We start from the raw sequence: 17,305 nt of genomic DNA on the forward strand, positions 1-17,305 counted from the left end.
CCCGCCCGGCGCGGCGGCCGGAACGGCGGCGGGCACAATTGGGTGCGTACGACGTGATCGAGAGGAGTGTGCGGGTGACCGAGGACATCGTCGCGGGGGTGCTGCGCCAGTGGCAGCAGGTGCACCCCGGGCTGGACACCGGCCCGATCGCGGTGATCGGACGGCTCAACCGCTGTTCCGCACTGCTGCAGCAGGCGGCCGATGCTCCACTGCGGAAGGCCGGACTCACCCGTCCCGAGTTCGACATCCTCGGCACCCTGCGCCGGATGGACCGTGAGGTGACCCCCGGGCGGGTGGCTCGCGAGACCTTTGCGTCCGGCGCCGCGGTGACCAAGCGCGTACGGCAGCTTGAGGAGCGCGGACTGATCGCGCGCCGCCCCGATGACCGGGACCGCCGCGTCGCGCATCTCTCGCTCACCGACGAGGGGCGCGAGACCATCGACCGGCTGCTGCCCGAACAGCTGCGGTACGAGGCGGCACTGCTCGATGGCATCGGCGATCAGCGGCAGGAGGAACTGTCCGCGGCGTTGGGCGAATTGCTGGTGGTGCTGGAGGGGCGGCTCGGCAGCCTGATGGAGTGAGGACGGCGGGGCGGGGAGGCGTGGAACAGCGGCGGCCCGGCGAGGGCGTAGCTCGCGTTCGCGCCGCCAGGCACACCCGCGTCGGCCCCCGCCAAGCCCACCCTCGAACCCACCGCCGGGCCAACCGCCGGGCCAACCGTCATAACCGTCATGGGCCCACCGTCGGGCCCGTCCTCACGCGCACCACCAGGTCCACGCTCAAGCCCCCACCGTGCATCCCCACGGTCAGGGCCACCGCTCGGCCGACTATCAAGACCGCCGTCAGGGCCCGCTCCCGACCCGACTTCAGGGTCCGCACGAACCTCACCGTCCGAGCCACCGCCAGGGCCCGCACCAACCCCTCGGTCCGAGCCACCGTCAGGGCCCACCACCAGCGCCGCCGTCAGAACCCACCGCCAAGCCCGCTCTCACGGCTCCAGGCGGGCGATCCGGCCCCGTTCGCCCGCGGCCCAGCAGCCCAGGTCGGGGGCGCAGTCGACGGTGTCGTACGAGCCGTGGTCGAAGGTGTGCCAGGTGCGGCCGCCGTCGAGTGTGAGGTCGCTGCCGGACGGGCCGACCGCCAGGGCGAGGTGCCGGGAATGCGGCAGCCAGGCGGCGCCGGAGCGGTAGGCCTTGGGGGGTGCGGTGGCCGGTGTCCAGGTGCTGCCGGCGTCGTCGCTGACCGCGGCGGCGTGCGGCGAGGGCTGGTCGGGGCGGTAATCGCCGCCCACGGCGAGGCCGTGGGTGCGGTCGCGGAAAGCGAGCGCGAAGACGCCACGGGCCGGATCGCCCGCCGGTATGGGGGTGTCGGTGACCGACCAGGTACGGCCGCGGTCGGCGGTGTGCAGGACGCGGGCGGTGGCCGCGCCACCGGTCGCGATCCAGGCGTCGCGACTGCCGGCGGAGACCAGGCACTGGCCACTGGCGGCGAACGCAGCCTCGCCCTGCTGGGCCGGCGGCATGCCCTTCGACGGCAGTACGCGCCAACTGCGGCCGCCGTCCGCGGTGGACAGGATGCGGTACGTGCCGTCGACGGGGTCGCCGAGTGCGATGCCGTGCCGGCGGTCGAAGAAGGTCAGGCAGTCGTAGAAGGCACGGGGGTCGGTGTTGCGGAAGCTCTCGGTCCAGGTGGCACCGGCATCATCCGTACGGAAGACGCGCGAGGCCTCCCCCTCGCCGATCGCGAGGACGACCGCACGGCGCGCACCGAACGCCTCGATGTCGCGGAACTCCAGCGCCCCGGCACCGGGTGGGGAGATGTCGCTCCAGTGCTTGCCGCCGTCGTGGCTGCGCAGCACGGTGCCCGCCGTACCGGCGACCCAGGCGGTCGTACGGCTGACGGCCGAGAGACCACGGAAGCGGGCGGTGCTGCCGCTGTCCTTGAGCCGCCAGCCGGCGTGCTGGGCGGTGAGCGCCGCCGCCGCTACCGGCTCGCCGGCGGAAACCGGTGCCGCCCCGGACGAACCCGCCCGGGCGGCCGCCATCGTGGCGAGCACCGCCGCGCCGGCCACCATGGCTGCCCACTGACGAGCCCTGCGGATACGCGGCGCCGGTCCCGTCTTCCGGTCCGAGTCCCCGCCCAACAGGCGTCCCGTACGCCGCATTCGCCCCACCCCGCTCTGGTTGTGGGCTGGAAGCTAGCCCAGCCCGACCACGCCGTCCAGACCGCCTCCCACCGCCACCACCGCCCCCACTGCCGCCGCCGCGCACCGCACCCGCTCTAATCCCACCGCTCACCACACCCCCTCCGACACCACCGCCAGGCCCCTGGCCACGCCAACCAGCGAGAGCCATCGCAAGCCGTCCCGCCCCGAGCGGGGCCGGTTCCGGGGGGGGGCGCCCGCACGCCTGACACCCCGTCACATCAAGCGGAAGAACGCGGTCCCGCGCCCCGCACACACAGCAAAGAGGGCATATGCGTACATTCAAAGGCCCGTGATGCAGGTCACGTAGGAATCCAATGCACCTGGCGCGATGGCCTACGCGTCCTAGTGGTCAAAGGCCCAACGACCCGTACCGAATACAAGGGAGCCGGCGATGTCCAGCGTCATCGACCAAGCCGTTCAGGCCCGTCTCATCGCGACCGCTCCCCGGTCGCAGGTGATTCCGGCGAGCCTGCGTTACGACCGCGCCGACCCGTTCGCGGTGCGTTTGGTCTTTCCGCCCGCCGCGTCGCTGGACGGGGCGGAAGTGGCGTGGACGTTCGGGCGCGATCTGCTGGAGGAAGGCCTGTCCGAGCCGGCCGGGGCGGGCGATGTGCAGATCTGGCCGTACGACTCCGATGCCCTGGTGATCGAGTTCCACGCCGTCGGGGGCATGGCGGTGGTGCAGTTCGACCCCCAGGAGCTGCGGACCTTCCTGAACAGGTCGTACCAGGTCGTCGCGAAGGGCGAGGAGGCGGGGCATCTGGACGTCGAGGCCGACCTCGTCGCCCTGTTGCGCGAGGCATAGAGCTCGCACCCCGAGAGCGGATCGTGCGGGCGCCGCCGACGAGGGACGCTCCACCACGACGGTCGCAACGAGGAATTCGCGCACGCTCCCCTCAAACCCGCTCCACGCCAGCCCACTTCCCTCAAGCCCACCCCGCAAGACCACCCCCTCAAGCCCACTCCCCTCAAGTGAGCCTCTCTCAAGCGCGCTTCCCTCAAGCCCGCTCCGCCGCCGGCGCCGGGCCGTTCCCGACCGACGCCGACGACGCCGAGCGATCCCCGACGAGCACGGACGGCACCCGTCCCGGGGACGCGGCCGCGGACGCGGACGACGCTCGCCCCACCGCATCCGCCCCCTCCATCCCCTCCACTCCGAAGAGATTCGCCAGCTGCAGATCCAGCAGCCGTAGCGCGGTCTCGGGGTCGTGCACGCCCAGCAGGACGTAGGTGGCGAGGCCGTCGGCCGTGCTGATCAGCAGCATCGCCTCGTCCTCGGTGGCGCGTTCCGGCGGGAGTTCGCCGCGGTCCGCGGCCAGCCGCAGTTGGTCGGCGAAGAAGGCACGGAGCTGGGGGATGCCGTTCTCGGCCTCGGCGCGCAGGGCCTCGTCGTGCACGGCGCGGGCGTAGTAGGCGGCGCCGACCAGCAGGCCGACGCGGCTCCGGTCGTCCAGCGGCAGCATGCCCGACAGGCAGGCGCGCAGCACCTCACGGGGCGTCGGCCCCTCGGCCAGCGCCTCGATGCGGGCGCGGATGCGGTCCGCGGCGAGCCGGTTGATGTACCGGAGGGCGAAGACGAGCATCTCGTCCTTGGTGCGGAAGTAGTGCTGCAGCCGGCCGAGCGAGATGCCGGCCTCCGCCGCGACATCGCGCAGGCTCGCACCGTCCAGCCCGCGGGTGCTCGCGATCCGCCACAGCGCCTCGGAGATCTCCTGACGCCTGGCTTCGTGGTCCACCTTCTTGGGCACGGATGTCCTCCTTCGTACCGTGCGCGACCCTTCGTGGCTCCGTCCAGGGGGCCCGGCCAGCTTTTACAAGTCGCTTGTACCGTTATAACGTATCGCCACTCAATACGCTTGACTTGGAAACGGTGACCCTGATGCCCGAGCACGCCGCCCCGCTGCTGCGCCCGCCCCGCCACCGAGTCGATCCCCGGGCCCGCCAGTGGTGGAGACTCCAGGCACTGCTGACACTCAGCGGCCCGATGCTGCTCACCGCACTCGTCATGGCCGTCCTGTCCCTCCTCTTCTTCCCGGGCGCGCTGCCGTGGCTGGGCCCGCTGCTGCTGGTGGTGCTGGTGCTCCCGGCCGTCGGCTATCTCGCCGTCATGCCGCGGTGGCGGTACGCGGTGCACGCCTGGGAGCTGGGCGGGCGTGCGGTCTATGCGGCGAACGGCTGGTTCTGGCAGAAGCGGCGGATCGCGCCGCTGACAAGGGTGCAGACGGTGGACACCGTGCGCGGGCCGCTCCAACGGCGGTACGGGCTGGCGACGGTGACGGTGACCACCGCCTCGACCGCGGGCGACATCAAGATCGCGGGGCTGTCCGACGCGGACGCCGAGGAGCTGTCCCGGCGGATCGGCGAGGCGGCGCAGGACGTGCCGGGTGATGCCGCATGAGCGCGCCACGTGAGCATCGAGCACCCGGCGTGGAGCACGGCATACCGGGCACGGCGCCCGCCGGCCCCGTGGCGACGGACGAGTGGCGGCGGCTGGATCCGCGCACCCTTCTGGTGCACTGCGGCTGGCTGGCGGCGCCGCTCGGTTCGCTGGCGCTGACGGCGCTGGCCACCGGAGGCCGGATCACCACCGGGGCCTGGATCACGCTCGCCGCGATCGCGGCCTCGTTCGCCGTCGTCACCACGCTCGGCCTGATCCGCTGGGCCCGTACGGAGTTCCGCATCACCCTCCCCCGGCGTCCGGGCGGTACGGGCGCGGGTGCGCCCGATGGCGGACACGGGCCCGCCTCCCCCACGCTCGAAGTGCGCAGCGGGCTGCTGACGCGGCGGCTGCGCAGTGTGCCGCTGCAGCGCATCCGCACCGTCGATCTGACCGCGTCACTGCCGCACCGGCTGCTGGGGGTCACCGTCCTGCGGGCCGGTACGGCGGGCTCGGGGGACGGCCGCAGCGAACTGTCGCTGGAGGCCCTCGCGGTCCCGGAGGCGGAGCGGCTGCGCGCCGAGCTGCTCGCGTACGCGGACACCGAGTCGGTCGCGAACGATCCGGTGGTGGCCCGTATCAGCCGGCGCTGGCTGCGGTACGCACCGCTGACCTTCTGGGTCGTCGGCGGGGTGTTCGTGGTGGCCGGTTCGGTCTACCGGGTCCTGGACGGCATCGGCATCGAGCCCTGGAAACTGGGCGTCGTCCAGCGGGCGTTCAGCGAATTCGGCGCGAGCGCCCTCTGGCTGACGATTCCGGCGGCACTGCTCGCCGTCCTCGCCCTCGGCTCGGTCGGCGCCGTCGCCCTGTACGTCGAGAACTGGTGGGACTACTGCCTGGAGTGGACCGACGCGCGCACGCTGCGGGTGCGCCGCGGCCTGTTCACCACCCGCTCGGTCACCATCGAACGGGCGCGGCTGCGCGGGGTGTTGCTGCGCGAGCCGCTGCTGCTGCGGGCCGGCGGCGGGGCGCTGGTGCGCGCGGTGGCGGGCGGTCTGGGCAACCGCGAGGAGAACCGCAAGCGCAGCGGGCTGCTGCCCCCGGCGCCGCGCGCGGAGGCCCTGCGGGTGGCGGGCGGCGTCCTGCGGGCGCCCTTCCCGGGAAGCGACTCTCCGGCGGCGCTGGCCACGCACCCCCGTATCGCCCTTCGCCGGCGCCGGATGCGGGGAGTGCTGTGGGCGGTGCTGCCCGGCACCGCCGTCCTGGCCGGTCTCGGCGCGGCGTTCACCCCTGTGCTGCTGCACTGCGCCTGGATCTACGCGGTGGTGGCCACGGCGCTCGTACTCTGGCTGGCCCGGGACGCGTACGGCAGTCTGGGGCACGGCATCCAGGGCCCCTATCTGGTCACCCGCTCGGGCACCTTCAGCCGCGACACCCTCGCCCTCCAGCGCGAGGCCATCGCCGCCTGGACCTTCTCCACCTCGCCGTTCACCCGCCGGGCCGGCCTGGTGGCGCTCACCGCCGCGGTCGCCGCGGGCGAGGACGGCTACCGCATCCCGGACCTCGCGGCCGCCGAGGCCCCGGCCTTCGCCGCGGCGGCGGCCCCGGGAATCCTGGAGGAGTTCCTGACGCACCCCGCCGCGCCGGGTCACCTTCCGGGCCGCCCGTCCGGCCACCTTCCGGAGCAGCGACTGCCGTAGTGGCTACGGCACTTCGCCCCGGGTGATGTCTATACGGTCTCCGCCCGCCGCGGAGACCGTAAAGGACCTCGGGGCCGCCCCCGCTCCCCCTCCCGCCGGGATCGGCAACTGCGCACCTCAGAAGGCCGGAGCGGGGCCACCGCGTCACCGCACACCCTCCACACGACGGACCGTCGGGCAAGCTCCGCGCAACATGAGAAACCTCACACCCATGTCGCGTGCACGACGAGCGTGGGCACACCGTCCTACTGGACGAGCCATTGCCCATGACCCGACAGCCGTGAGGGAGCAGCGCGATGAACACCGTCATCGACCAAGCCGTCCAGGTTCGCCTCATCGCCACCACCTTCGGCCCGCACGCGGTGCCCGCGGTGCTGCACTATCAGCCCGCGGATCCCCTGGCGGTACGGATGTTCTTCCCGCCGGAGATCTCGCTGGACGGCTCCGCCGTGGACTGGGCGTTCGCCCGGGAGCTGCTCGACGAGGGGCTTCGGAGACCGGCCGGGCGGGGCGACGTACGGGTACGGCCGTCGGGCCCGGACCGCACGGTGATGGAGTTCCACGCGGAGGAGGGCGTCGCCATGGTCCAGTTGCGGACCGCGGACGTCCGGCTGTTCCTCGCCCGCAGCTACGACGCCGTGCCCGAGGGCGGCGAGGTGGCACGTCTCGGCATGGACCACGGGCTCGCGGAGCTGTTCGGCGGCGCGGCGTAGGGCGGGCCGTGCCCGCATGAGGCCGGGGGAGGAGGCCGTCGCCCCGGGAAGCCGGGAGGCGACGGCACAACCCGGGGCCTGTCCGGCAGGTCGGTGACGGACAGGCCCCGGGTTGTCCGGCGCGACGGTCGCCGCCCGCGGCGACCGCCCGCCTCAGCGCTGGGGGAAGCCGAACCCGTAGCCCTGCTGCTGCATCCACGGCAGCAGCCGGTCCAACGCCTCGACGGTCCGGCCGCGCTCGCCGCCGGCGTCGTGGAACAGGACCGTCGGCCCGTTGGAGAGTTCACCGCGCACCGTCGCCTCGATCCCCTCTACGGTGCCGCCCTCGAAGTCCTTGCTGTCGACGTTCCAGCCCAGCGGCCGCATACCGCGGTCCGCGGCCAGCTTCCGGCTGTAGGGCGTGAAGGCGCCGCCGGGCGCGCGGTAGTACTCGACGCGTGCGCCGCCCGCGGCGTCCTCGATCATCTTCTGCGCGTCGAGTATCTGCTGCGACTGGTAGCTCTCCGGCTTGTGATTCATGCCGGTGTCGTGGCTGATGGTGTGGTCGCAGAGCCGGTGCCCGGCGGCCACCACCTGCTTGACCAGATCCGGGTGCGCCTTGGCCTGCGGACCGATCATGCAGAAGACCGCTTTGACGTTGTACTTCTTCAGCACGGCGAGCACCTTCGGGGTCCAGACCGGGCTCGGGCCGTCGTCGATGGTGATGTTGAGGCTGCGGCCGGGGCGGTCCGAGGCGTGCACGATGGAGGGATCGACCGGTGCCGGGGCGGCCCGCTTGGCCTTGGCGGAACCGATGCCCTCCGCCTCCGCCTGGGAGGTGGTGCCGAAATTGCCGAAGGCGAGCGTCCCCGCGATCCCCAGTGAAACCACCGCCGCCGCGGTCGCTCCGATGATCCCGCTCTGCCTGCCGAAGCGCCGTGCCATCCCGACCCCGTCCCTACCGTGCTCGTGTGCGTACCGACCGGCGGTGGCCGCGTTGCGCGCACCGCCTTGCACCACGTGAGATGCACCAGAGTCCGGGCAGGCTGCTCCTGTTACGGATCCATCATGAAACTTATTGATACTGGACCCATGCCACGTGTACTTCTGATCGAGGACGACGCCGCCGTACGGGACGGAGTGTCCCTGGCCCTACGGCGGCGCGGCCACGAAGTGGCGGCCGCGGCAAGCGGCGAGGAGGGGCTGGAGGTCCTGCCGGGCTTCCGCCCCGACATCGTGCTGCTGGACCTGATGCTCCCCGGCAAGGACGGCTTCGAGGTCTGCCGGCTGATCCGCGCCGAGCGGCAGCTGCCGATCATCATGCTGACCGCCCGCGGCGACGATCTCGATGTGGTGCTCGGCCTGGAGGCCGGCGCCGACGACTACATCGTCAAGCCGGCCCGTGGCGAGGTCCTCGAAGCACGGATGCGCGCGGTGCTGCGCCGTACCGCGCTGCCCGCCGACGGCACGCCGGCCGCCGCGGAGCCGGGCCCCGCCCCGGTCGAGACGTACGGCGAACTCGCCATAGACCGCGCCGGTCTGGTCGTCGGCAAGGGCGGCCGGGATCTGGCGCTGGCCCCCTCGGAGATGAAGCTGCTGCTGTTCCTGTCCGCCACGCCGGGGCAGGTCTTCAGCCGCCAGCAGTTGCTGGAGCATGTGTGGGAGCACAGCTACCACGGCGATGCGCGGTTGGTCGACGCCTGTGTCATGCGGCTGCGGACGAAAATAGAGGACGTCCCGCGCAGCCCCCGGTACGTCCAGACCGTGCGCGGCTTCGGCTACCGATTCGGACCCCTGTGAAGCGCCCCGGCCTCCGGGTGCCCGCCCTCCCCCGCCTGCGCGGGGGGAACCCCCAGTTGCTGCGGGGTCTGCGGGCCCGGCTCGTCGTGGGGTTCCTGGTGGTGGCCGCCCTCAGCGCACTGACCACCGCTCTCCTGACCTACCAGGAGGCCCGTAACGCCATCCTGCAGCGCTCCCAGGACATCGCCGTCAACGACCTGAGGGCGCAGGTCAACTCGCTGGCACCCGAGCTCCCGGTCCCGCCGTCGCAGGCGGATCTGGACTCCTTGCGCGTCCAGCTGGAGCGCTCCGGAAAGTCCCGAGAATGGGACATTTCCGTACATTACAGCGGCGCACGGGACGGCAGCGCACAGGACGGCGACGTACGGGACAGCGGCGACGGCGGCCTGCGGGGCGACGTCGTGATACCGGCCGGACTCAAGGCGTCGGTGGAGAAGCGCCATGTGCCGGCCTTCCAGCGCGTGGACCGCAGCGGCGAGCCCTGGCTGCTGATCGGAATGCCGGTACGGCAGTCCGACGGCCGCGCCTCCGCACTGACCATCTATGCCCAACTCCCGCTGAGCGCCGAGGAGTCCAACGTCGAGGCGCTGGTGAGCGCCGCCCAGCGGGGCGCGCTGCCGGTGCTGGTGCTGACCGTGGTCCTGGCGCTGCTCGCCGCGCGCGGGGTGCTGCGGCCGGTACGCGGCCTGCGGCAGGCCGCCGGACGGATCGCCGAGGGCAAGCTGGACACCCGCCTGGAGGTCAAGGGCGCCGACGAGATCGCGGATCTGTCCCGGACGTTCAACGACATGGCGGCCCGGCTGGAGGAGAGCATGGCCGAGCTGCGCCGCCTGGAGTCCAACTCCCGGCGGTTCGCGGCCGATGTCTCGCACGAGCTGCGGACACCGCTGGCGGCGATGACCGCGGTCACCGATGTGCTCGACGAGGACGCCGACTCCCTCGACCCCGACACCGCCTCCGCGGTCCGGCTGATCAGCCAGGAGACCGGGAAGCTCGCGCGGATGGTGGAGGACCTGATGGAGGTGTCGCGGTTTGACGCGGGAGCCGCGGCGCTCCATCTGGACGAGGTGGACGTCGGCGAGACCATCCGCAAGACCCTGCAGGCCAGAGCCTGGCAGAAGAGGGTGACGGCGGAACTGCCGGCGGACGTACGGGCCGGAATCGACCCGCGGCGGCTGGATGTCGTGGTCGCGAACCTGGTCGGCAATGCCCTGCACCACGGCGGCGAGCCGGTCCGGGTGCGGCTGCACGCCCCCGAGCCGGGCACGGACCGGCTGCTGATCGAGATCTCCGACAGCGGCCCCGGCATCGACCCCGAGGTCCTGCCACATGTCTTCGACCGCTTCTACAAGGCGGACTCCGCCCGCGCCCGCTCGGAAGGCAGCGGCCTGGGCCTGGCCATCGCGCTGGAGAACGTACGGCTGCACGGCGGCTCCATGCGCGCCGCCAACTGTCCCGAGGGGGGCGCGGTGTTCACGGTGGATCTGCCACTGCGCCACGAGGAGGCGGGCGAGCCGGCGGACGACGGGAGCGCGGACCCGCCGGACGAGGCATGGGCGGCCGGGGAGCCGGCCGCGGACGACGACCGGGGCGGCGTGCGCTCCGCAGCGGAAGAGACCCACGCATGAGCGCCGAGAACGCCCTGAACGCCGCGCGTGCGACGCCCACCCGCCGACGGGTGGTGACCGGCGTGCTCACCGGCGTGGTCGGCGCCGTGGTCGCCGGCGCGCTGGCCGGTGCGCTGGCCGGCTGCGGCATCGCCCCCACCGATGTCATCGACGCGGGCGAGCCCGCCACCGGAGTGCGGTCACCGGGCCAGCGCACGGCCGATGTCCAGTTGTTCTTCTACGGGCCCTCCGGGCTGCGCTCCGCGACCCGGCGGGCGAATGCATCGGTCGACCCGGAGGAGGCCATCGAGCTGCTGATGAAGGGGCCGAACCACGCCGAGCGGATGCGCGGCCTGTCCAGCGTGCTGCCGAAGTTCCCCCGGCCGCTGACCGCCGTCACCGCCGTCGGCAGCGTCGAGATCACCCTGCCGATGAACGTCAAACGGCTGGACTCCGGCTCGCTGAACCAGCTGGTGTGCACCGCGGCCAACGCCCGGGTGCCCGGGAACAGGCCGTCGGGTGAGGTCACCGTGACGCTCGTGGGCGAAAGCGTCCGCATCGGCCCCATGGTGTGCGGTGGCAACAACGCGTTCCCCGTCGTCGAGCCCAGCCCGACGGCAACCGCCCCGCACCGGACCGGCAGCGACAGCACCCCGACCCCCGGGGGGCCGACGGGCTGAACGGCCTCCGCCCCACGGACGGGCCCCGGAGTTACCGTGAAGACGGGCGGCACGCCGTCGCGCCGCACCGACCGGACCGTCTGGAGGAGAACCGCCGACCGGACCCTGAATCCTCGGGAGAGTCACGCGATGACCGAGCGCAAACCCCCCGGCGTCAGCTTCGAGACCTGGGTCGACAAACAGATCCGCGAGGCGACGGAGCGTGGCGAATTCGCCGGCCTCTCCGGGGCCGGCAAGCCCCTCCCCCACCTCGACCAGCCGTATGACGAGATGTGGTGGATCAAGGAGAAGATGAGCCGGGAGCATCTCTCCTGTCTGCCGCCCGGCCTCGCCCTGCGCAAGGAGGCCGAGGACGCCCTGGCGACGGCGGCCGAGGCTCCCACCGAGGCCGCGCTGCGCCGCATCCTGACCGCGGTCAACGACCGGATCCACGCGGCGCTCCGCACCCCGCTCGAAGGGCCGCCGCTGCGTCTCGCGCCGGTCGACATCGACGAGGAGGCCCGCAAGTGGCGGGAAGCGCACGGTAGTTGAGACCTCCGGGGGCTCGGGGCCCGGCCGGTTCGCCGTGCCCGCCGCCCCCTGCTCACCGGCCGCCGTCACCCCCGGCGCCCCCGTCCGCACCCGTCCGCACCCGCAGGAACCGCGGCCGGTAGAGCTCCACATCACTGTTGAGCCGGGCATCGGCCGGGACGCCGGGCGGGCCGAGCCAATTGATGTCGTAGCTCAGCAGAAACTCCCCGTTCGTGGTGAATTCGGGGTGGATCTGGGGATTGTAGACGGCGACGTGCTGCGGATCGGCGGCCTGCGGGCGGGGCGGGGTGAGGCTGCCGTTCGGCCCGCGCCAGGGGCCGTGGGGCGAGCAGGACCAGTAGGTGGTGATCGTCCGCAGCCCGGCCGCCCCGCCGCCCCCGGTGTCCATGGTGAACAGCAGCCAGGCCGCACCGTCGCGTACGACGGTGAAGGCGCTGCCGACACCCCGCCGGCCGCCGGCGCGCAGCACGGGGGCGGCCCGCCCGGCCCGCCGCTGCCAGTGGGCGCCGTCCCAGAACCGCCAGCTTCCGCGGCCCGCGAGCCGCCCGACGGGGACCCGGGCGACATAGGCGCTGGAAGCCGGTGACGAGGGCGGGTCGTCGCCCCCGAAGACATAGGTCCAGCCGCCGTCGCGGACCGCCGCCGCTCCGTACAGGACGCGCCGGCCCGGGTCGGCGGCGGTCCGCCCGACGGTCTCGGTGAGGCCTTCCAGGCGCAGGCCGGGGAGCGACAGCGTGGCCACCTCGGTGCCGAGCGGCAGGCCGAAGATCCACGGCCCGGTTCCGGGGGCCCGGCGCCACAGCAGCACGCGGACGACCTTCTCGGGTGCGCCGGGGCCACGGGGCTCGACGCTCGCGCGGACCGGCCAACGCCAGCCGCCGCCGGGCGGGTCGGGGAAGTACGGGCCGGGGGCGGTCGCGGTGCCGCCGGTCAGGGTGCGTTCCAGGCGGCCCGAACGGGACATCAGCACGGCGGAGTTGTGCCGCAGGAGCGGGACGCCGCCGCCGGCGGCGGTGCGCCAACGGTGCTGCTCGCCCCGCGGGTCGGGCGGCGCCTGGATCCGGTCGAGGAAGGTGTCGGAGAAGAGCCAGAGCGTACGGCCGTCGGGGAGGCGCACCGAGTGGGTGCCGTCACCGCCGGTCCAGTCGTCCACCCGGGTGTTGTCGTCGCCGTAACGGGCGAATTCCGCGGTATGCCGGGAATCGGCGGACCAGGAGACGATCCGGCGCCCGCGGCAGTCCGCGGCGCGACCGGAAGGCGTCGCCCCCGGCAGCACCCACGCCGGCACGACGGAGGCGAGGAGCAGGGCGGCGACGGCCGCGGTGCGGATCATCGGGGCCGTGGGCATCGCACTCCTCCGGGGCTCCCCCTGCCCCTCGGGAGCTTGGGGCGCGCCCACGGTACGGAACCCCCCGGGCGCCCCGCGGCAGGCGCGTCGCGCGGGGAAAAAGATGACTCCGCGCCATACGGCCGAACCGTCCCACCTGCCCCTTCCGGCGCATAAATATGAAGATCCATGGGAGGTCAACGAGTGCAACGTCACAGCTGGAGCCCCTGCTCCAGCTAACGGTCGTTCGCCTAGCCTGCTGCCATGACCGCCGAGTCCCCCGAACTCCCCCTGGCCGCCGCCTTCCCCGATGCCGATCGAGAGCAGTGGCAGCGCCTCGTCGAAGGCGTGCTGCGCAAATCGGGCGTCACCGAGGCGACGGGCACCGCCGCCGAGGATGCGCTCGCCACCGATCTGCAGGACGGTATCCGCGTCCGCCCGCTCTACACCGCCGAGGACGGTACGGCCGCCCTGGGCCATCCGGGCTTCCCGCCGTTCGTACGGGCCGGCCGGCCCGAGGGCACGACCGTCGCCGGGTGGGACGTACGCCAGCGCCATGTCCACACCGATCCGGTACGCGCCAATGAATCGGTGCTGGCCGATCTGGAGAACGGCGTCACTTCGGTCTGGCTGGCCGTCGGTGACGGCGGACTGCCGGTGGACGGCCTGGAGCGCGCGCTCGACGGGGTCTACCTGGACCTGGCCGCGGTGGTACTGGACGCCGGCGCCGATTTCGCACCGGCCGCCGAGGAGTTGCTGCGGCTGTACACCGCGTCCGGCGCCCCGCTGGGCGAGGCGGCCGGCTGCCTCGGCGCCGACCCGCTCGGTCTGCTGGCCCGTACGGGCGACGACGCCAAGCTGCGCGTGCAGGGGGAGTCGGCCGCCCGGATCGCCGCGCGCTGCACCGCCGATGCGCCCGGTGTGCGCGCGCTGGCCGTGGACGCGCTGCCGTACCACGAGGCGGGCGGCTCGGCCGCCGAGGAACTGGGCGCCTCGCTGGCGACCGGTGTCGCCTATCTGCGGCAGCTGACGGAGTCCGGCCTGTCCGTCGACGACGCCTGCCGGCAGCTGGAGTTCCGCTACGCCGCCACCGCGGACCAGTTCCTGACGATCGCCAAGCTGCGCGCCGCCCGACGGCTGTGGGCACGCGTCGCCGAGGTCTGCGGGGCCTCGCCCGCCGCATCGGCGCAGCGCCAGCACGCCGTCACCTCCACGGTCATGATGACCCGTCGGGACCCGTGGGTGAACATGCTGCGCACCACGGTCGCCGGGCTGTCCGCGGGCGTGGGCGGCGCGGATGCGGTGACGGTGCTGCCGTTCGACGCCGCGCTGGGCGTGCCCGATGCGTTCGCCCGCCGGATCGCCCGGAACACCCAGTCCGTGCTGCTGGAGGAGTCGCATCTGTCCAAGGTGATCGACCCGGCGGGCGGCTCCTGGTACGTGGAGAGCCTCACCGACGAGCTGGCCCGCGCGGCCTGGGCGTTCTTCCAGGAGATCGAGGGCGCGGGCGGCCAGGCCGCGGCGCTGCGCTCCGGAATGGTCGCCGAGCGGCTGGCCCGCACCTGGGAGCGTCGCTCGGAGGACCTCGCCCACCGGCGTGAACCGATCACCGGTGTCAGCGAGTTCCCGCACCTCGCCGAGCCGCCGGTGCACCGCGAGCCGGCGCCCGCACCGATCGGCGGAGGCCTGCCGCGGGTGCGCAGGGACGATGCCTACGAGCGGCTGCGGTCGCGCTCCGACGCCCATCAGGCGGCGAGCGGCGCCCGGCCGCAGGTCTTCCTGGCCGCGCTGGGCCCGGTCGCGGCACACACCGCGCGGGTGGCGTTCGCCGCCAATCTGTTCCAGGCGGGCGGCATCGAGACGGTGCAGGAGCCCGCGCCGGTGGATGCGGAGTCGGTGGCCGAGGCGTTCGCCCGCAGTGGCGCACGGATCGCCTGTCTGTGTGCGAGCGATGCGGTGTACGGCGAGCAGGCGGCGGCCGTGGCGGCCGCGCTGAAGTCGGCGGGTGCGCTGCGGGTGCACCTGGCCGGCAAGCCGGGTGAGCACCGGGAGGAATTCACAGCGGCCGGGGTGGACTCCTTTGTCTTCGCGGGCTGCGACGCGGTCGAGGTGCTGTCCTCGGCCCTGGATGTCATGGAGGTGGCGTGATGAACGACACGACACAGCAGACGGGCGCCATCCCGGACTTCAGCACGGTCGAGCTGGGGAAGCCGGCTGCGGCGGACACCGCCGGCGACACCGGGGAGTGGGCCGCGGCCGTGGCGCAGTCCACCGGCAAGGGCGTGGCGGATCTGACGTGGGAGACGCCGGAGGGCATCGACGTCAAGCCGCTGTACACCGAGGCGGACCTCGACGGCCTGGACTTCCTGGGGACCTACCCGGGGATCACGCCGTATCTGCGCGGGCCGTACCCGACGATGTACGTCAACCAGCCCTGGACGATCCGGCAGTACGCCGGTTTCTCCACGGCCGAGGAGTCCAACGCCTTCTACCGCCGCAACCTCGCGGCCGGCCAGAAGGGCCTGTCGGTCGCCTTCGACCTGCCCACGCACCGCGGCTACGACAGCGACCACCCGCGGGTGACCGGCGATGTCGGCATGGCGGGCGTCGCCATCGACTCGATCTACGACATGCGGCAGCTCTTCGAGGGCATCCCGCTGGACAAGATGACGGTGTCGATGACGATGAACGGCGCGGTGCTGCCCGTTCTCGCGCTCTACATCGTGGCCGCCGAGGAACAGGGCGTACCGCCCGAGAAGCTGGCCGGGACCATCCAGAACGACATCCTCAAGGAGTTCATGGTCCGCAACACCTACATCTATCCGCCGCAGCCCTCGATGCGGATCATCTCCGACATCTTCGCGTACACCTCGCAGAAGATGCCGCGCTACAACTCCATCTCGATCTCCGGCTACCACATACAAGAGGCGGGCGCGACGGCCGACCTGGAGCTGGCGTACACCCTGGCCGACGGGGTGGAGTACCTGCGCGCGGGCATCGAGGCGGGCATGGACGTGGACTCCTTCGCCCCGCGGCTGTCGTTCTTCTGGGCGATCGGCATGAACTTCTTCATGGAGATCGCCAAGCTGCGGGCGGCCCGGCTGCTGTGGGCGCGCCTGGTCCAGCGCTTCGAGCCGAAGAACCCCAAGTCCCTCTCGCTGCGCACCCATTCGCAGACCTCGGGCTGGTCGCTGACCGCGCAGGACGTGTTCAACAACGTCACGCGTACGTGTGTGGAGGCGATGGCCGCCACTCAGGGGCACACCCAGTCCCTGCACACCAACGCCCTGGACGAGGCGCTCGCCCTGCCCACCGACTTCTCCGCCCGGATCGCCCGTAACACCCAGCTGTTCCTGCAGCAGGAGTCGGGCACCTGCCGGGTCATCGACCCGTGGGGCGGCAGCGCCTACGTCGAGAAGCTCACCCACGATCTGGCGCAGCGGGCCTGGCAGCACATCGAGGAGGTCGAGGCGGCCGGCGGGATGGCCAAGGCGATCGACGCGGGCATCCCCAAGCTGCGCGTCGAAGAGGCCGCGGCCCGTACCCAGGCGCGGATCGACTCGGGGCGCCAGGCGCTGATCGGCGTGAACAAGTACCGGGTGGAGACCGACGAGGAGATCGAGGTCCTCAAGGTCGACAACTCCTCGGTGCGCGCCCAGCAGATCGAGAAGCTGAAGCGGCTGCGTGCCGAGCGCGACGAGGACGCCTGCCAGGACGCCCTGCGGGCGCTGACCGCGGCGGCGAAGTCCGGTCCCGGCGAGGGGCTGGAGGGCAATCTGCTGGCGCTGGCGGTGGACGCGGCCCGTGCCATGGCGACGGTCGGCGAGATCTCGGACGCCCTGGAGTCGGTCTATGGCCGGCACTCCGGCCAGATCCGTACGATCTCCGGTGTGTACCGAGACGAAGCGGGCCCCTCCTCCGGTGTCGAGCGCACCCGGGAGCTGGTGGCCGAGTTCGAGCGCGCCGAGGGCCGCCGGCCCCGCATCCTGGTGGCCAAGATGGGCCAGGACGGCCATGACCGCGGCCAGAAGGTGATCGCCACGGCCTTCGCCGACCTGGGCTTCGACGTCGACGTCGGCCCGCTCTTCCAGACCCCGGCCGAGGTCGCCCGCCAGGCCGTGGAGGCGGACGTCCACATCGTCGGGGTGTCCTCGCTGGCGGCCGGGCATCTGACCCTGGTGCCCGCGCTGAAGGAGGCGCTGGCCGCCGAGGACCGCGAGGACATCACGATCGTGGTGGGCGGGGTGATCCCGCCGCAGGACGTGCAGCCGTTGCGCGACATGGGCGCCGCCGCGGTCTTCCTCCCCGGCACGGTCATCCCGGAGGCCGCGCACGACCTGGTGCGGGACCTGGCGTCGGTCCTCGGCCACGAGCTCTGAGCGGGG

The 17,305-nt window shown here is 72.8% G+C and carries 15 protein-coding genes; 11 read left to right on the forward strand and 4 right to left on the reverse strand.

Annotation, left to right across the window (positions count from 1 at the left end; translation table 11 throughout):
* Positions 1-74: 74 nt before the first annotated feature.
* Entirely contained in the window at positions 75-581 is a 507-nt protein-coding gene (locus Scani_RS14660; protein ID WP_159474905.1) for a MarR family winged helix-turn-helix transcriptional regulator, read from the forward strand.
* A gap of 407 nt (positions 582-988) precedes the next feature.
* Here Scani_RS14660 and Scani_RS14665 read toward each other — a convergent pair whose 3' ends face one another.
* Positions 989-2,074, reverse strand: coding sequence for a WD40/YVTN/BNR-like repeat-containing protein (locus tag Scani_RS14665; protein ID WP_159476021.1), 1,086 nt, complete (start codon positions 2,072-2,074; stop codon positions 989-991).
* A 523-nt stretch (positions 2,075-2,597) separates the two neighbouring features.
* Between Scani_RS14665 and ssgD (Scani_RS14670) the strand changes: the two genes are divergently transcribed.
* A complete protein-coding gene (ssgD, locus tag Scani_RS14670) occupies positions 2,598-3,011 on the forward strand; it encodes a spore wall synthesis regulator SsgD (protein WP_159474908.1) in 414 nt (137 codons plus the stop codon).
* A gap of 193 nt (positions 3,012-3,204) precedes the next feature.
* Here ssgD (Scani_RS14670) and Scani_RS14675 read toward each other — a convergent pair whose 3' ends face one another.
* Positions 3,205-3,954, reverse strand: coding sequence for a TetR/AcrR family transcriptional regulator (locus tag Scani_RS14675; RefSeq protein ID WP_159474911.1), 750 nt, complete (start codon positions 3,952-3,954; stop codon positions 3,205-3,207).
* Between the two features lie 131 nt (positions 3,955-4,085).
* Here Scani_RS14675 and Scani_RS14680 point away from each other — a divergent pair, with 131 nt between their 5' ends.
* From Scani_RS14680 to ssgD (Scani_RS14690), 3 genes are all read left to right on the forward strand, one after another.
* Positions 4,086-4,604, forward strand: coding sequence for a PH domain-containing protein (locus tag Scani_RS14680; RefSeq protein WP_159474938.1), 519 nt, complete (start codon positions 4,086-4,088; stop codon positions 4,602-4,604).
* Positions 4,601-6,283: a PH domain-containing protein gene (locus Scani_RS14685; protein ID WP_159474961.1), complete on the forward strand. Its 1,683-nt coding sequence runs from the start codon at positions 4,601-4,603 to the stop codon at positions 6,281-6,283. Before Scani_RS14680 ends, Scani_RS14685 begins: the two co-directional genes overlap by 4 nt.
* 296 nt (positions 6,284-6,579) lie before the next feature.
* Complete coding sequence (ssgD, locus tag Scani_RS14690; RefSeq protein WP_159474964.1) at positions 6,580-6,996, forward strand: spore wall synthesis regulator SsgD; 417 nt, start codon at positions 6,580-6,582, stop codon at positions 6,994-6,996.
* Positions 6,997-7,149: 153 nt separating this feature from the next.
* On the opposite strand, the gene Scani_RS14695 is transcribed toward ssgD (Scani_RS14690), so the two are convergent.
* The gene (locus Scani_RS14695; protein ID WP_159474967.1) at positions 7,150-7,920 is read right to left on the reverse strand and encodes a polysaccharide deacetylase family protein; all 771 of its coding nucleotides are present in this window, start codon (positions 7,918-7,920) and stop codon (positions 7,150-7,152) included.
* 147 nt (positions 7,921-8,067) lie between these two features.
* On the opposite strand from Scani_RS14695, the gene Scani_RS14700 reads away from it, so the two are divergent.
* The 4 genes from Scani_RS14700 to Scani_RS14715 all read left to right on the forward strand — a co-directional run bounded on the left by Scani_RS14700 (position 8,068) and on the right by Scani_RS14715 (position 11,593).
* Complete coding sequence (locus tag Scani_RS14700; protein ID WP_159474970.1) at positions 8,068-8,775, forward strand: response regulator; 708 nt, start codon at positions 8,068-8,070, stop codon at positions 8,773-8,775.
* Entirely contained in the window at positions 8,772-10,403 is a 1,632-nt protein-coding gene (locus Scani_RS14705) for an ATP-binding protein (protein ID WP_159474973.1), read from the forward strand. The genes Scani_RS14700 and Scani_RS14705 overlap by 4 nt, the downstream gene beginning before the upstream one ends.
* On the forward strand, positions 10,400-11,062 hold the full coding sequence (locus Scani_RS14710; protein WP_159474977.1) for a GerMN domain-containing protein: 663 nt from the start codon (positions 10,400-10,402) through the stop codon (positions 11,060-11,062). Before Scani_RS14705 ends, Scani_RS14710 begins: the two co-directional genes overlap by 4 nt.
* A 129-nt stretch (positions 11,063-11,191) precedes the next feature.
* Positions 11,192-11,593 (forward strand): DnaJ family domain-containing protein, encoded by a 402-nt coding sequence (locus tag Scani_RS14715; RefSeq protein WP_159474980.1) that lies wholly within the window; start codon positions 11,192-11,194, stop codon positions 11,591-11,593.
* Positions 11,594-11,645: 52 nt separating this feature from the next.
* On the opposite strand, the gene Scani_RS14720 is transcribed toward Scani_RS14715, so the two are convergent.
* The gene (locus Scani_RS14720) at positions 11,646-12,941 is read right to left on the reverse strand and encodes a DUF5005 domain-containing protein (protein WP_159474983.1); all 1,296 of its coding nucleotides are present in this window, start codon (positions 12,939-12,941) and stop codon (positions 11,646-11,648) included.
* Between the two features lie 243 nt (positions 12,942-13,184).
* Here Scani_RS14720 and Scani_RS14725 point away from each other — a divergent pair, with 243 nt between their 5' ends.
* Positions 13,185-15,068 (forward strand): methylmalonyl-CoA mutase subunit beta, encoded by a 1,884-nt coding sequence (locus tag Scani_RS14725; protein WP_159474986.1) that lies wholly within the window; start codon positions 13,185-13,187, stop codon positions 15,066-15,068.
* The gene (scpA, locus tag Scani_RS14730) at positions 15,068-17,299 is read left to right on the forward strand and encodes a methylmalonyl-CoA mutase (RefSeq protein ID WP_159474989.1); all 2,232 of its coding nucleotides are present in this window, start codon (positions 15,068-15,070) and stop codon (positions 17,297-17,299) included. The genes Scani_RS14725 and scpA overlap by 1 nt, the downstream gene beginning before the upstream one ends.
* Positions 17,300-17,305 lie beyond the last annotated feature (6 nt).

This window comes from Streptomyces caniferus (assembly GCF_009811555.1).
GTDB classification, from domain to species: Bacteria; Actinomycetota; Actinomycetes; order Streptomycetales; family Streptomycetaceae; genus Streptomyces; species Streptomyces caniferus.

Coding starts and splice junctions, on each gene's coding strand:
- ssgD (WP_159474964.1), top strand. CDS start 6,580: ATGAACACCGTCATCGACCAAGCCGTCCAGGTTCGCCTCATCGCCACC.
- Scani_RS14710 (WP_159474977.1), top strand. CDS start 10,400: ATGAGCGCCGAGAACGCCCTGAACGCCGCGCGTGCGACGCCCACCCGC.
- Scani_RS14725 (WP_159474986.1), top strand. CDS start 13,185: ATGACCGCCGAGTCCCCCGAACTCCCCCTGGCCGCCGCCTTCCCCGAT.
- Scani_RS14720 (WP_159474983.1), bottom strand. CDS start 12,941: ATGCCCACGGCCCCGATGATCCGCACCGCGGCCGTCGCCGCCCTGCTC.
- scpA (WP_159474989.1), top strand. CDS start 15,068: ATGAACGACACGACACAGCAGACGGGCGCCATCCCGGACTTCAGCACG.
- Scani_RS14715 (WP_159474980.1), top strand. CDS start 11,192: ATGACCGAGCGCAAACCCCCCGGCGTCAGCTTCGAGACCTGGGTCGAC.
- Scani_RS14665 (WP_159476021.1), bottom strand. CDS start 2,074: ATGGTGGCCGGCGCGGCGGTGCTCGCCACGATGGCGGCCGCCCGGGCG.
- Scani_RS14680 (WP_159474938.1), top strand. CDS start 4,086: ATGCCCGAGCACGCCGCCCCGCTGCTGCGCCCGCCCCGCCACCGAGTC.
- Scani_RS14695 (WP_159474967.1), bottom strand. CDS start 7,920: ATGGCACGGCGCTTCGGCAGGCAGAGCGGGATCATCGGAGCGACCGCG.
- ssgD (WP_159474908.1), top strand. CDS start 2,598: ATGTCCAGCGTCATCGACCAAGCCGTTCAGGCCCGTCTCATCGCGACC.
- Scani_RS14685 (WP_159474961.1), top strand. CDS start 4,601: ATGAGCGCGCCACGTGAGCATCGAGCACCCGGCGTGGAGCACGGCATA.
- Scani_RS14700 (WP_159474970.1), top strand. CDS start 8,068: ATGCCACGTGTACTTCTGATCGAGGACGACGCCGCCGTACGGGACGGA.